Source organism: Paraburkholderia sp. JHI869 (assembly GCF_038900775.1).
Lineage (GTDB): Bacteria > Pseudomonadota > Gammaproteobacteria > Burkholderiales > Burkholderiaceae > Paraburkholderia.
This window is the reverse complement of the sequence record NZ_JAYMSC010000018.1, coordinates 57,662-71,987: the sequence shown is the minus strand read 5'-3', so window position 1 is coordinate 71,987 and position 14,326 is coordinate 57,662. Positions and strand designations below refer to the sequence as shown.

Annotated in this window: 13 protein-coding genes; 6 read left to right on the top strand and 7 right to left on the bottom strand. The window is 65.0% G+C overall.

Translation table 11 applies throughout. The annotated features are described in order from the left end of the window. The first annotated feature begins 80 nt into the window (after positions 1-80). The 3 genes from VSR72_RS26970 (at position 81) to VSR72_RS26960 (ending at position 4,214) form a co-directional block, all read left to right on the top strand. Positions 81-1,130: an AI-2E family transporter gene (locus VSR72_RS26970; protein WP_342955405.1), complete on the top strand. Its 1,050-nt coding sequence runs from the start codon at positions 81-83 to the stop codon at positions 1,128-1,130. Between the two features lie 38 nt (positions 1,131-1,168). Then, complete coding sequence (locus VSR72_RS26965; protein ID WP_342955404.1) at positions 1,169-2,638, top strand: amidohydrolase family protein; 1,470 nt, start codon at positions 1,169-1,171, stop codon at positions 2,636-2,638. 550 nt (positions 2,639-3,188) lie between these two features. Continuing rightward, the gene (locus tag VSR72_RS26960; protein ID WP_342955403.1) at positions 3,189-4,214 is read left to right on the top strand and encodes a hypothetical protein; all 1,026 of its coding nucleotides are present in this window, start codon (positions 3,189-3,191) and stop codon (positions 4,212-4,214) included. A gap of 51 nt (positions 4,215-4,265) precedes the next feature. Here the strand turns inward: VSR72_RS26960 and VSR72_RS26955 are convergent, their stop codons facing one another. The 4 genes from VSR72_RS26955 to VSR72_RS26940 form a co-directional block, all read right to left on the bottom strand. After that, a complete protein-coding gene (locus VSR72_RS26955; RefSeq protein ID WP_342955402.1) occupies positions 4,266-5,198 on the bottom strand; it encodes a LysR substrate-binding domain-containing protein in 933 nt (310 codons plus the stop codon). A 79-nt stretch (positions 5,199-5,277) separates the two neighbouring features. Beyond that, entirely contained in the window at positions 5,278-6,414 is a 1,137-nt protein-coding gene (locus VSR72_RS26950) for a porin (protein WP_342955401.1), read from the bottom strand. Between the two features lie 80 nt (positions 6,415-6,494). Next, complete coding sequence (locus tag VSR72_RS26945; RefSeq protein WP_342955400.1) at positions 6,495-7,535, bottom strand: ABC transporter substrate-binding protein; 1,041 nt, start codon at positions 7,533-7,535, stop codon at positions 6,495-6,497. 82 nt (positions 7,536-7,617) lie between these two features. After that, positions 7,618-8,757 carry a mandelate racemase/muconate lactonizing enzyme family protein gene (locus VSR72_RS26940; protein ID WP_342955399.1) on the bottom strand — a complete coding sequence of 380 codons (1,140 nt, stop codon included), beginning with the start codon at positions 8,755-8,757 and terminating at the stop codon, positions 7,618-7,620. Between the two features lie 251 nt (positions 8,758-9,008). Between VSR72_RS26940 and VSR72_RS26935 the strand changes: the two genes are divergently transcribed. Continuing rightward, positions 9,009-10,457, top strand: a complete 1,449-nt coding sequence (locus tag VSR72_RS26935; RefSeq protein WP_342955398.1) for a PLP-dependent aminotransferase family protein — start codon at positions 9,009-9,011, stop codon at positions 10,455-10,457. Positions 10,458-10,469: 12 nt separating this feature from the next. On the opposite strand, the gene VSR72_RS26930 is transcribed toward VSR72_RS26935, so the two are convergent. Further along, positions 10,470-11,396: a carbon-nitrogen hydrolase family protein gene (locus tag VSR72_RS26930; RefSeq protein ID WP_342955397.1), complete on the bottom strand. Its 927-nt coding sequence runs from the start codon at positions 11,394-11,396 to the stop codon at positions 10,470-10,472. Between the two features lie 83 nt (positions 11,397-11,479). Between VSR72_RS26930 and VSR72_RS26925 the strand changes: the two genes are divergently transcribed. Together VSR72_RS26925 and VSR72_RS26920 are read left to right on the top strand one after the other, a co-directional pair. After that, positions 11,480-12,391, top strand: coding sequence for a LysR family transcriptional regulator (locus VSR72_RS26925; protein ID WP_342955396.1), 912 nt, complete (start codon positions 11,480-11,482; stop codon positions 12,389-12,391). Between the two features lie 117 nt (positions 12,392-12,508). Next, positions 12,509-13,618, top strand: coding sequence for an aromatic ring-hydroxylating dioxygenase subunit alpha (locus VSR72_RS26920; protein WP_342955395.1), 1,110 nt, complete (start codon positions 12,509-12,511; stop codon positions 13,616-13,618). A gap of 10 nt (positions 13,619-13,628) precedes the next feature. On the opposite strand, the gene VSR72_RS26915 is transcribed toward VSR72_RS26920, so the two are convergent. Both VSR72_RS26915 and VSR72_RS26910 read right to left on the bottom strand, forming a co-directional pair. Then, positions 13,629-14,036, bottom strand: a complete 408-nt coding sequence (locus VSR72_RS26915; RefSeq protein WP_342955394.1) for a DUF1801 domain-containing protein — start codon at positions 14,034-14,036, stop codon at positions 13,629-13,631. A 68-nt stretch (positions 14,037-14,104) separates the two neighbouring features. After that, the gene (locus VSR72_RS26910) at positions 14,105-14,326 is read right to left on the bottom strand and encodes an LrgB family protein (RefSeq protein WP_342955487.1); all 222 of its coding nucleotides are present in this window, start codon (positions 14,324-14,326) and stop codon (positions 14,105-14,107) included.

Sequence of the window (14,326 nt, the reverse complement as noted above, 5' to 3'; positions counted from 1 at the left end):
GCCGGATAAAACGCGGCGGGACGTCGATGGCTTGCTAACGTCTCATCAACGCAACGTGGTTCGTCATCCCAAGCATCCCAATGAAACAGGATCTCGTCACGTTCACCTGCGTGGCCGTCATCGCCGTCATCACGGGATGGGTGCTGTATATCGGGCGGCCGGTGCTGGTGCCGATCGCATTCGCGATCATCACGTCGTACGTGATTTACGGGCTCGCCGACATCCTGCGGCGCGTGCCCCACGTGGGCAAGCGTATTCGCGCGGGCGTGCGCTACTGGAGTGCGGCCGCGCTCATCCTCGTTGCCGCGTGGCTCGCGACCGAACTGCTGCTGTCCGACACGGACCGCATGCTCGCCGTGGCGCCGAAATACGAAGCCACGCTCCTTGCCTTGCTCGCTAAAGTCACCGCACTGTTTCATCTGGAAACGGAGGCTTCGTGGACAGCTTTTCGCCGTGAGCTGCTTGCGACCGTCAACGTGCAGTCGCTGCTCACATCGCTCCTCGGCTCGCTCTCTTCGCTCATGGCGACGACGCTCGTCGTCTTGCTGTACACGGCGTTCTTCATGGTCGAGATGGGGCGGTTCCGCCGCAAGCTCTCCGCGGTCATGCGCGGCAAGGCCGACATGGAACCCGTGATCGACGCCATCAACGCGAAGATCGGCACGTATCTGGCGTTGAAAGCGCTGCTCGGCGTGGTGCTCGGCATTCTTAGCTGGATCTGCATGCAACTGGTCGGGCTGGAGTTCGCGCCGCTCCTCGCCGTGCTCATCGTGCTGCTCAACTTCGTGCCGTATGCGGGGTCGCTCATCTCCGTTGCGCTTCCGGCCTTGCTCGCGGCGCTTCAATTCGGCCAGTGGAACGAGCCGATCACGTTGCTCATCGCGCTTTCGGCGATCAACTTCGTGATGGGCAACGTGCTTGACCCGTGGTTGATGGCAGGGTCGCTGAACCTGAGCCCGGCGGTCATCCTCATGAGCCTCGCCACATGGACGGCGATCTGGGGCATTCCCGGCGCATTTCTCGCCGTGCCGGGAACCGTGGCGCTCACGATCATCTTCTCGGCGTTCAGCTCCACACGGCCGCTGGCGTTGCTGTTGACGAAGGATGATGTAGTCAGGAATGCAGAATAAAGGTTTGGCTTGGCGTGGCTTACTTTCACAGGTGATCGATGGCTTCCAGAATCAAGCGCCGCGGCAACGCAATCGGCCCGGTCTCCGCGTGCCTGTGCGACAAGGCCCTCGCGGAGTTCGCCAATCGCCGCATCAGCGCGGATCTCGACCGGCGCGGCTTTTTGATCGGCATGGGCGCATCCTTGTTGAGCGCGGTTCTGCCCGAGTTCAGCAGCGCGCAGCAGCCCGGCGCCGCGGCGCCCGCGCAGCCTACGACGTTCACGAACTTTCGCCTGTTCGACGGCAAATCAGCGGCACTGCAGGACGGCATGCATCTCGTCGTCGACGGCAACCGCATCTCGCAGCTGCGCCGGGGCCCGCCTGACGCGCAGAACGCTTCGGGTGGCCGCGTGATCGACTGCGGCGGCAAGGTGATGATGCCGGGCCTCATCGACATGCACTGGCATTCGCTGCTCGCCGCGCTCCCTATTGCCGCCATCTTGCAGTCCGACCTTAGTTTCGTGTACCTGGCCGCGGGCGCGGAGGCGCAGCGCACGCTCATGCGTGGATTCACGACCATACGCGATGTTGGCGGTCCCGCGTTCGCCTTGAAGCAGGCCATCGACGCCGGCATGCTGAGCGGCCCGCGCATTTATCCCAGCGGCGCGATGATCACGACGACGGGCGGCCACGGAGACTTTCGTCTGCTGACCGATCTGCCGCGCACGAAGAGCCAGATCAGCGCGGTCGAGCAAACCGGCGCCGCCGCCATTGCCGACTCGGCCGACGAAGTACGCCTGCGCGTGCGCGAGCAGTTCATGTTCGGCGCCACGCAGATCAAGATCGTGGGCTGCGGCGGCGTCTCCACGCCGCGCAGCCCGCTCGACATGCTCACATTCACCGAGCTGCAACTGAAAGCCGCAGTGGAAACCGCATCCGACTGGGGTACCTATGTGCTCGTGCATGCCTACACGCCGGAATCGCTGAAGCGTTCGGTTGCTGCCGGCGCGCAATGCGTCGAACACGGACACCTCATGGACGACCGGACCGCTGAGCTCCTGGCGAAGAACGGCACTTGGTTGAGCACGCAACCGTTTACCAGCGAGGAAGATGTGGCGCCGATGGCGCCGTCGAGCCGCGAGAAGTTTCTCGAAGTGACGGCTGGGACCGACAACATGTACAAGCTCGCGCGCAAGCATGGGCTCAAGGTGGCGTTCGGCACCGATCTGATCTTTTCTCAGGCGCTGGCCACGCGGCAAGGCACGATGCTCGGCCACATGACGCGCTGGTATTCGAATGCCGAGGCATTGCGCATGGCCACTGCCACGAACGGGCAGCTGCTCGCGCTGGCGGGCGAGCGCAATCCCTATCCGCACAAGCTTGGCGTGCTGGAAGAGGGGGCCTATGCGGATCTGCTGATCGTGGCGGGCGACCCGCTTCAGGATATGACGCTGCTAGCCAACCCCGATCAGAATCTGAGCCTGATCATGAAGGATGGGCGGGTGTACAAGGATGCGTTGAAGGTGTGACGCTGCGGGGCGCGAAGGCATTGAAAGGGCCACAATAATCCGGCGCCTGCGAACGCTTCGCTGACGCCTATTGTTCAGCCGTATTCGGCGTGCGGCGGGCCGCTGGTCGCGTATCAGCCACACGAAGCCAGACGATTTCTGTATCAAGATGTCACGGCGTAGGGCCCCATCAGCAGGGGCTATTTGCCTGCGTGGCGCAGCCATCATGGCACTGCCCCCAAACCCCCAGCGGGGGTCGAAATCCCGCCTGTCCAAATCCGCCATCTGTCCGATTGTGCCGGTTGAACTTCGCCGCGAAGTAGCCCATATTCAAAACGACTATTTGTTACAACCGTCCAACGATCCGAGAAATACAGTAGGGATTACAGCGAATACTTCGAATCCGTGCCGCCTGGTTGTGCGTCCACTGCGACGCGTACCAGCCGCCGGTATCAAACCCGAAAACCATCCTGTCAAAGCTTCCATGCCTGCAATGTTCAACGAACCTGGCCGAGCCAAGTCTGGTCCGTGGGGATGTCCATACTGCGGGACCGGTTTTAATGCGCCACTGATGATTTGTCCTCAGTGCGGCGCGAAGCAGCTTTCCGCCGGTCCGCGCATGCCGCCGCCGGCTAGCGAGTCCCCCGCGCCCGAATGGCACGATGGTTTCGCGCGCCATGCGCGCACCGAGTGGAAACCATCGGCATTCAGTTTCAGCGGTGCGCCGCGCGACAGCGATTACGAACTGCGCGATGAAGCGCCCGCCGCGCCACGCTCGTGGACGCCGTTCTACGCGATCGGCACCGTGGTGTCGATCGCGTTCCTGCTCACCGCGTACATGATTTCACATCGAACCGAGCGGGAACCGACTTTGGGCGCCCAGATCGTGGAGGGTTCGATCCTCGGGCCAAAGGCCACAACGTCCACGCACGACACGAAGCCGCACGCGGTGCACAGCGCGCCGCCTGTGGCCGTCGCGCAGTTGCCGCCTCCGGTCGCCAGCGTGAAGCCGCCTGCTGTCGACGCCACGCCGCCGCTTCCGGCCGTGAGCGCGCCGCCGCCTGTGGTGGCGCATGCCGCGCCGCCGAGCGCCGCTGCACGTAAGAGCGCTGCCGATGAGCGCGCGCTCGCCGCTGCGAAAGTGAAGGCGGAAAAGGCCAATGAGGCGAAGGTTGCCGCAGCGAAGGCCAACGCAGCGAAGGCCACCGAAGCGAAGGCCGCCGCCTATGCGCATGCCGATGTAGCGAGAAATCTCGCGAGCGCGCGTGCGAGCCTCGACAAGAACAGTCTTGGGCCCGCGCGAAGCGCCATCAATTCGGCGCTCGCGGAACAACCGGGCAACGTTTCGGCGCTGCAAATGCAGTCCGAATTGACGTCGCGTGAAGATCAGCGCGATTCGTTGCTGGGTTATGCGCGACTCTGCGCGCGCGACGGGCGGTGGGTGTGCGCCTGGCATAACGCGGGGCACGCGTTGACCGTCGATTCGTCGAGCGGCGAAGCACGGGAGCTCCTCTCGCGCTCGATCGCGGCACAGGGAGCGGGCACCATGAGGCAGGTGAACTCGGGGCCACCGGGACCGCCGATCGATCCCAACTGACGACATCCATCGCTTAAGGTCCAGGTGCGTGACGTCAGTCACGCGCGTGGACTATCCGCGCGCCACGCGTGGCTGGCTGTCATGTTCGCTGTGGCGCTCCACCAGCCAGTTGCTGAAGTTGCGCACACGCAGTGTGTCCTGCACTTCGGGGCGCACGTCGAGCCAGTATCCCGAAGGTCCCACCACTTCCACCTCGCTCAGTTGCACGAGCGTGCCGTTCTCGAGTTCGGGCGCGATCATGTGCCGGTCGGCAACGGCGATGCCAAGACCCGCCACCGCCGCGTGAATGACCTGATCGAGCGTGCTGAACTCCAGTTCTCCGCGCGGCGCCATTTGCACATCGAGCGCCGCGGCTTCGAGCCACGCTTCCCAGACCAGCAGGCGTCGGTCGATATCGAGGATATAGAGCCACGGATGCTGCGCGAGGATCTCGCGTAGCGCGTGCTGATCGGCGGCAGGTTGGGTGAATTCGCGCGCCGAGCCGACGAGTACGTGGCGCTCGCGCATGAGCAGCGTGCTCTGCCCACCCGGCAGCGGCTCCATGCCGAAGCGGATCTGGCAATCCTCGTTGCGCTCGGTGCCGTGCAGCGGCCCGTATTCGTTGGTGATGGAGATGCGCAGATCGGGATGGCGCACCTGGAAGTCGCGCAGACGCGGCGTGAGCCAGCGCGTGGCGAGCGTGGGCGCGGCGTTCAGACTGAGCAGGCTGTTCGACGGATCGGCGCGGATCGTGTCGAGCGTGTGGGCGATGCTGTCGAACGCGGCCTGAAGCGTCGGCAGCAGGCGCTTGCCCGCGGCCGTGATTTCGAGCCGGTGATGATGCCGCATGAACAGCGGCGTGCCGAGATAGTCTTCGAGCAGGCGAATCTGGCGGCTGATCGCCCCCTGAGTCACGTGCAGGTTCTGCGCAGCTCTCGTGAAGCTGAGCGTGCGGCTCGCCTCCTCGAATGAACGCAGTGCCGATAAAGAGGGTAGGCGGCGCATGCAAGCCTCGCGATGCAGGCGCGCCAGCGCGTTTTTTCGCGCCGGCGCAATTTCAATGATAAGGACTGCGTGAAAAATCTTAGAACGCGTGCGTGATACCCACGCGGGCGACGGCCTGGTTGTCGATGCCCGAGGGGTTGAAGCCCGTGATCTGCGCGTTTTCCGCCGAACCGGCCGCGTGCTGGTACACGCCCATCGCGTAGAGCGACGTGCGCTTCGAGAGCGCGTACTGGCCGATCAGGTTGACCTGGTGATACTTCGGCGAGCTGTCGGTGGCGTGGTCCTGACCCACCGTATAGGTGTAGCCCGCGCCCACGGTGAACGCGGGCGTCACGGCATAGGTGCCCGCAACTTCGAAGTTCTGGAAGTGCAGGTCGCCGCTGCCGGTGGCCGAGGCGAAGTCCACGTTCGAGTAGTTCGTCATGAGCTTGAGGCTGCCGATCACATACGACGCGCCGGCCGAGAGGATGCCCTGGTAGCGCGCGTTGGCGAGCGCGTCGCCGAACACCGAGTTGACGAAGCTGCCACCGCTGCCATAGCCGGCCACTGCCGTGATCGGATCGTTCACGCGCAGGTAGCCCACGCCCGCGCTGAACGAGCCGATCGTGTAGGCCGCCGCCGCGCTATACGAGGCGTTGTTCGAGAACTGGCCCGCCTGGCCGCCGAACGAATAGTGACCTTCGAACTGGAAGCCGGCGAGCACGGGGCTCACGTATTTCACGGCGTTGTTGACCGGGAACCCATTGTCGAGGTTGTCCATGTCGTTCGGGTGTGCGAAATACCAGCCGCCGTAGTTGCCGTTGAGCGAGAACGGTTCGATCAGATCGACCGTGGCGTCCCATTGCTTGCCGAAGGTGACCTGGCCATATTGATCCGACTTGAAGCCCACATAGGCATTACGCGAAAACGCGAGACCGCCGCCCAAACCGCCCGTCGCCGCGTTGAAACCGCTTTCGAGCCGGAAGATCGCGGAGTAGCCGCCGCCCAGGTCTTCGGAGCCGCGCAGACCCCAGCGGCTGCCTGCGGGCACGCCGCTTTGCATCTGCACAAGCTTGCTGCCGGTGCCCGGCACGAGCTGGCCGTTCGCCCCATTTGCCACATTGCTGGCGTAGTCCACGCCGAGGTCGATAAGGCCGTACAGCGTCACGCTGCTTTGCGCGTGCGCGCCCACAGCGGCGAGCGCCAGCGGCAGCGCCGCGAGAACCTTCTTGTTCAATTAAGTCTCCTTATCATGGAGCCGCGTTGCGCGGCCCGGTTTTCTGGTTGGAATCGTTTATTTGATGCGGCGTGTTGCGCTTACGCGCCAAGCGACTTCTGAACCTTCGCTGCGACATCCGCGGGCACCCAGGTCTTCCACATCTCGGGGTGCTGCTTGAGGAACTTGAGCGCTTCGTCCTGTGCATCGACCTTATGCTCGGTCATGTCGAGGATCGTCGTGTTCAGGAAGTCGATGGGGAAGCTCACCTTCGAGAAGAAAGCCATCACGTCGGGCTCGGCCTGATAGAACGGCGTGGAAACGCCGATCTTCAGTTGCGAAACCAGATACGACGAGGCGCATGGCTGCGTGCTGTTCGCATCGCGCAAGGTTTTCCAGCACGCTTCGTTGAACGGCGGCATCTTCAGCTGGACGAACTTGTACTTCGCCATCAGCGCGGCCGGCTCCCAGTAGTAAGTGAGGATCGGCTTGCCGCGCGCATAGGCCGAGGAGATCGCCGCGTCGAGCGCCGCGCCCGTGCCGGGGCGGAAGTTCGTGTAGGTGTCGTCGAGCTTGAGCAGCTTGAGCAAGCGCGTGTTCACGCGTTCGCAGTCCCAGCCCGAAGGGCAGTTGAGGAAACGGCCGCGGTCCGGTTCCTCGTCGTCCACGAAAAGGTCCTCGTATTTGGGCAGATCGTTCACGGACTGAAGGTCGGCGGCGCTCGCCTTGATGCCGCGTTTGGGGTCGCCATGCACCACGTAGTCGGGCACGTACCAGCCTTCCTTCGTGCCGCCCGGCAGCGTGTCGCCCACGAGCTTGACCGAGCCCGTCTTGACCGCGCCCGCGATGATCTCCGAGCGGCCCGTCCACTGTTCGGCCCAAACTTGCAGGTCGTTGCGGGAGAGCGCCGTTTCGGTGGCCGCGGTGCTGCCGGGCACGGTGTCGGTCTGGCAGCTATAGCCGTTCTTGAGGATGTAGCGCAGCACTTCGCTCGTGAAGTTGCCGCTTTCCCACGTGATGCCCGCGAAGCGTACAGGTTTGCCGCTGTTGCACCAGGTGCCCGCGGCGTGCGCCGGCAACGCGGCAATGGCGAGCGGCGCTGCGAGGCAGGCCGCACGGAAGAGGGACGTCAAGCGTTTCATTGCATGTCTCCGTTTTATTGAAATGTTTCGGAATGCTTGAGATGTGGGCTGGCATCTCGTTCGTGCTGCGGCCCATCATGTTTCAGTCGTAACGGCTGTCGTGTGCTAGCGTGGCGGCGAGCATGGCTTCGTCGAGTTCGATGCCAAGGCCCGGCGCATCGCTTAGCTCGATCCAGCCATTCGCGTCGATGTCGATCACGTGCTTGATCGGGAAGTCGCGCCGTGCGGGCGTCCACTCGGGCGGGTCGTATGGGAACTCGACGAACGGCGCGTTGCCGGCACCCGCCACGACATGCAGGTTCGCCGCAAGGCCAATGCCGTTGCCCCACGTATGTGGCGTGAACACCAAGCCGCGCGCCTCGATTTGCGCCGCAAGCCGCCGCGCGCCCTCCATGCCGAGTGTGCAGACCACGTCGGGCTGGTAAACGTCGAGGCAGTCGTGTGCGAGGAGCGCCGCGAATTCGTGTGTGTCGCGCGTCATCTCGCCGCCTGCCACACGTATGCCGAGCACTTGCGTTTGCTTGCGCAACTGCGCGTGGCCCGCGTAGTTGCCGCGATGCAGCGGTTCCTCGACCCAGTACACGCGATGCTTTTCGATCTGGCGAATCACGGCGAGCGCTTCGTCGGCGCGCCATGGCGCCTGGGTGTCCCAGGGCATGCGCCAGCCCTGGTTGCAATCCACCATAAGTTCGATGTTGTCTCCCGCGGCTTCGCGCACGGCGGCGAGCGCCGCGATATCGTCGGCGAGCGTGGCGCGGCCGAAGCGCACCTTGAGCGCCGGAAATCCGCGGGCGACGGCGTGTTCGGCCCACTGCGCCATGCCTTCCATCGTGCGATGCACGCCAGAGGACGCATAGGCCCGCACCCGCTTCGAGCGGCCGCCTGCCATTCGCCAGCACGGCTCACCGCGAATTTTTCCGGCGAGGTCCCAGAGCGCGACATCGAGCGGCCAGAGGCGGCCTGCGTGGAAGCTCAGGTTCTCGAGCACCGCCGAGTGCCGCGCGAGATCAAGCGGGTCGGCGCCGATGAAGAGGTCGCGGTAATCGTCGAAGCCGTACATCGCGTCGCCGGAGCCGATGCCGACGCGGCCTTCATCGTCTTCCACGCGCACGATCGTCGCCGGAAAGGCGCGGCGCGGGCGACCGTCCCACGAGGCGGGGAACGGCGGGTCGAGCGGCAGCCGGTGCTGGCTGATTGTGATGCGTGCGATGCGGTTCGTCATGGCGCGTGGGGCGCCGCCCGGGGTGCGCAACGTTGCGTAACTTATCGTATGAAGATACGCATGCGGCGCGCCGTAGGGCGGGCGATTGTCTCCTTGGCCTTGTCAGGCGTTACGGCATCCTAGAGGGTCAATTTCACGCACTCAATGAAGTCAATTGAAGTAAATGACAGCCTTCATTTCCGCGAATTGGGCGCGATAATGACGCAGCCGTCGCGCCGTGCCGCGGCGTGCATTTCTCCTTCGGGAAAACCATGAACGGCTGGATGCCCACGCTCTCGCGCAGCAGCGAACCCAAGTACCGCGCAATTGCTCACGCCTATGCGCAGGCCATCACCGGCGGTCAGATGTTGCCTGGAGAAAAGCTGCCCGCGCACCGGCTGCTGGCGAAAAAGCTCAACGTCACGACGGGCACAGTGAGCCGCGCGTATGCGGAGCTGGAGCGCGGCGGAATGGTGGTGGCGCGTGTGGGCGACGGCACCTATGTGGCCGAGCCCGACGCCGACGGCGCACGCATGCCGGACCGCACGCGCTCCACGCCCGAGTCCCGCGAGCGGACTGCGTCGACCACGCCGGGTGCACCTGGCCCCTTCGCCGCGGCGCGCCTGATCGATCTCGGCCAGAACGTGCCGATGCCGACCGACGAAGCCTTCCTGCTCACCCAGACTTTGCGCGAACTGGCCGCCGACGAGCGGCTGGCGGGCGAACTGCTGCTTTATCAGCCCGAAGGCGGGCGCCGCTCGCACCGCGAGGCGGGGGCGCGCTGGCTCGCGCGCATGGGCTGCACGGTGGCCGCCGAACGCGTGTTGGTCACGCAGGGCGCGCAGCACGGTCTCGCCTGTGTGTTGCGCGCGGTGCTGCGTCCAGGCGACACGATTTTCGCCGAGGCGTTGAGCTACCCCGGCATCGTCGCGCTCGCGCGGCAGTTGCGGCTCAATCTCGTCGGCATCGAAATCGACGAGGAAGGCATCGTGCCCGCCGCGTTGGAGCGCGCGTGCGGCCTGCTCGCGCCGCGCGCGCTCTTTTGCGTGCCGACGCTGCACAACCCGACCACGGCGACGCTCTCCGAAGCGCGCCGCGCGATGATCGCCGAGATCGCCGTGCGCCATCACCTCGTCGTGATCGAGGACCTCGTGCCCGCCGCGTTGCTCGATGCACCGCCCACACCGCTCGCCGCGCGGCTACCCGAGCATGGCATCGTCATCAGCAGTCTTTCGAAGGCGGTCGCGCCTGGCCTGCGCATTGGCTATGTGCAGGCGCCGCAGGACTGGGTCGGCAAGATCCTCGCGGTGATCCGCAGCGACTGCTGGATGACTTCGCCGCTCGCCGCGGAGATTGCGGCGCGCTGGATCGTGGATGGGGAGATCGATCGGCTCGTTGCGCAGCAGCGCGCGCAGGTGGACGTGCGCCATGCGATCGCCGCCGAGGTGCTGGCGGACTGGACATATCGCACCGATCCGGCGAGCCCGCATCTCTGGCTGCCGCTCGCCGAGCCCTGGCGCGCCGCCGAATTTTCGGCGGCGCTGCGCCAGGCCGGCGTGCTCGTGAAAACGGCGGACAGCTTCGTGATCGGGCGCGGGTCGGCGCCGCACGCGGTGCGCTTGAGCCTGGGCGGCGCGCGCCGCAACGAGGCGCTGCGGGAAGGGCTGGAGTTGCTCGCGCGCACGCTGCGCAACGGGCCGGAAGGGCTTTATTCGGCTTGACCCTGCGCGACATTAATCCGCAATGAACGAGACCGTGCGCTTGCGCCGCTCGTCGACCGAAAGCGAGAACACATCGGGCCGCGCATAGTGGCCCACCACATCGAAATCGTAGCGGGCGCGCGTGAGTTCTTCGGTATCGATCTCCGCGACGATGAGCCCGGTTTCACCGCGCAACGGCCCGGCCAGCACGTCGCCAAGCGGCCCGACGATCAGGCTGCCGCCATTGATGAGCGGCCGGTTCTCGTCCCAGCCCGGCACCCCGACGCCGAGCGCCGCGGGCGAAGGCTGCACCTGGCAGGCGCTGATCACGAAGCAGCGCCCTTCGTGCGCGATATGGCGCATGGAGCATTGCCAGATGTCGCGCTCGTCCACGGTGGGCGCACACCAGATCTGCACGCCCTTCGCGTACATCGCCGTGCGCAGCAGCGGCATATGGTTTTCCCAGCATATTGCGGCGCCCGCCAGGCCGGATTCCGTGCGAACGGTGGGCAGCGTCGAGCCGTCGCCTTGCCCCCAGATGAGCCGCTCGGTGCCGGTTGGCATGAGCTTGCGGTGCTTCGCCACGAGCCCCTCACCGGGATTGAAGAACAGCGCGGTGCAAAAGAGCGTGCTGCCATCGCGCTCGATCACGCCGATCACGAGCGACGCGCCGCAACGCGACGAAAGCTCGGCGAGCGCTTCGGTTTCCGCGCCCGGCACGTCGATCGCATTCTCGTAGTAGCGCGCGAAGGCCTCGCGGCCTTCGGGCAAGCGGTAGCCGAGGCGCGTGCCGAATATTTCTCCCTTCGGGTAACCGCCGAGCAACGCCTCCGGCATGACGACGAGCTTCGCGCCCGAGGCGCGGATCTGCGCTTCGAACGAGAGAATTTGTTCCAGCGTGTGCGCTTTGCCGGCGGCGGACGAACCGATCTGCAGCGCGGCGACTTTCGACTTGGCCATGATGGCGTGCTCCCAGGGGTTTGGACAGCTCACATCTTTCCATGGCGATAAAATCGCGAGAACGTATATCGATACTATGTGATATGAACCAGTTTGATATCGCGGGCGTGGACCTGAATCTGCTGAAGATATTCGAAGCGCTGTTCGAAGAGGGCGGCGCGAGCCGCGCCGCGATTCGCCTCGACATGACGCAGTCGGCCGTGAGCGCGGCGCTCAGGCGTCTGCGCGCGCTCTATGGGGACACGCTGTTCGTGCGCACCGGGCGCGGGCTCGCGCCGACCTCGCGCGCGCAGGAACTCAAGCCCGTGATCAGCGAAGCGCTCGACCGTTGCCGCCATAGCCTCGCGATCGCCTCGCCCGACGCCACGACGTTTCATGGGCGCGCAGTCTCGATCGGCCTCTCCGACGACTTCGAGGTGGCCATTGGCCGGCGCATCATCGAAACGCTGGAAACCAGCGCGCCAGGGCTGCGCATCATCTTTCGTCAGACACACAGCCAGATCGTCGCCGACGCGCTCGCGAATCAGGACATGGATCTCGCTGTCGCGGCGGGCGGCTTCGCTTCGCGCGGCCTGAGCCACCGGGTGCTCGGCGAGGGCAGCTACGCGTGCCTCGTGGACGACGCCCCGCGCACGGCACGGCGCTTGACGCTTGCCGACTACGTGTCGAGAGGGCACATCCTGGTGTCGTCGGGCGGCGTGGTGGGCATCGTCGACGAGGGGCTCGCCGCGCGCGGCCTGAAGCGCAATGTCGTGGCCTCTACGACGCATTTCGCGGCGTTGCCCTTTCTGCTCAAGGGCACGCGCAGCGTCGCCACAATCCCGCGCCACGCGGCCGAGGCGATCGCGCGCGTGACGGGCCTGAAGCTGCTTGCCTGTCCGATCGATCTGCCGCGCTATCCCGTGGAACTCGGCTGGCGCAACAGTTCGCTGCGCGACGCCGCCATCGTCAAGGTCCAGGCCGCCATCATCGCGTGCTTTCCGGCAAAACACTGATCGACACCCGGGCGGCATTCGCGTTGAATGATCAGGCACGAGATTTGCGAACAAGTATTGCTTCCCCGGCACGACGATAACAACGATATCGACGGACTCGACAAGGAGATTTCCCGCATGCGCGCAGTGCCTTTGCCCGACGGCTATACGATCGAGTCACATTTGCAGGAACCGCGCGACCTGCGCCGGGTACCCATCCATCCCGACCACTGGTACCCGCTCGCCTGGTCGCGCGAAGTCAAGCCTGGCAAGACGCTAGGGACGCATTTCGCAGGGGAGCCCATCGTGCTCTTTCGCACCGCGTCAGGCACGGTGTACGCGCTCGAAGACCGCTGCGCCCACCGCCAGGTGCCGCTGCATGCGGGCGTGGTGGACGGCGAGCAACTACGCTGCGGCTACCACGGCTGGACCTACGATTGCTCGGGCCAGTGCGTGGACGTGCCCTACCTTGGCAGGGAGCGGCTGCCCAACGGCGTGCGCGCCTACCCGTGCCGCGAGGCGCACGGCATGATCTTCGTCTTTCCCGGCAACGCGACGCTTGCCGAAGAAGCTGCGCTGCCCGTGCTGCATTCGGTCACGGACAAGGCCTACAAGACGCGCCGCTTCGGTCAGGAAGTGAAGTGTCACTACTCGTTCATGCACGAAAACCTGATGGACATGAACCATCAGTTTCTCCACCGCCGCCAGATGGGCCAGATGAAGGCTCGCTCGCTCGGCCGGCGGCGCGGCGAGAACTCCATCGAAGTGGACTACACGTTCGTACGCATGGCGGGCAAGCAGCCCAAAGGCGAGGCGCTTGTGTTCGGCGCGAGCAAGAACCGCGCGGACCCGAGCGATCAGAGCGTGATGACCATTCGCACGGAATATCCCTATCAAACGCTGAAAATCCGCTCGGGCGACGACTCGCTCCTCATGGACCTGTGGATCGTTTATGTTCCGCTCGACGCGCAGCAGCGCACGAACCGGACCTTCGGACTCCTTTCGGTGCGCAGGCCCGCCGTACCGTTCCTGCTCGACGCCGCGTGGCCGCTGCTGGTCTGGTTCACGGAGCGCATCTTCAAGGAAGACCGCACCATCGTCGAACTCGAGCAGGCCGCGCACGACAAGCAGGGCGCCGACTGGAATCACGAAGTCTTTCCCGTCATCAACGAATTGCGCGACCTGTTGCGCGAATGCGGCGAGCGCGCCGTGATCCCCATTCGCGAGGTCAGCGCCGAGGAAGTCTGAGGCAGGCGCGTCAGGCCGTTTTACTGGCGCGCGGTTTCGCAGTCGCTTTTTTCTTCGCCTTTCCCTGGTTGAATTCGATCGCCGCGCGAATGAGCGCTTTCAACGCGCGCTTGTCGACCTTGTCGCCTTCGAGATAGTCGATGGCGCGTCGCGCGTTGCCATCGAGCCCGGCGTTGAAGAGTTTGTGCGGGTCGGGCAGGCTTGCGCCGTAGAGAAACGTGAGCTTGACCTTGCCCTTGTGCGCATTGCCCACGGCGATCATGCCGTCCCGATACCACACGGGGCTGCCCATGTATTTCCATTCCTCGACGATCGCCGGGTCGGCTTCTAGAATGGCCTCGCGCATGGCGGCGAAGGTTTCGCGGCGCCAGTCGGTGAGTTCCGCGATTAGCTGGTCAATACGTTCCGATGGGGTCATTCGCGCTCCGTGCCTTGCATTACTTTCCGTTGTCGGGCAATCAGGATCGTAATGTAGCACTGAGGTCGTCAGGCGACGTGCGCGATGACCATGGGAAGCACGAAGGGCAGCACGAGCGCGGACATCGTGCCGTTCATCGCCATGCCGAGCCCGGCGAATGCACCGGCTTCCTCGCTGATCTGGAACGCGCGGGCCGTGCCGATGCCATGCGACGCCACGCCGATGGCGAAGCCGCGCGGGCAGTATCCGCTCACCTCGCGAGCGAAAACATGGACGGCAACTGAAGCAAT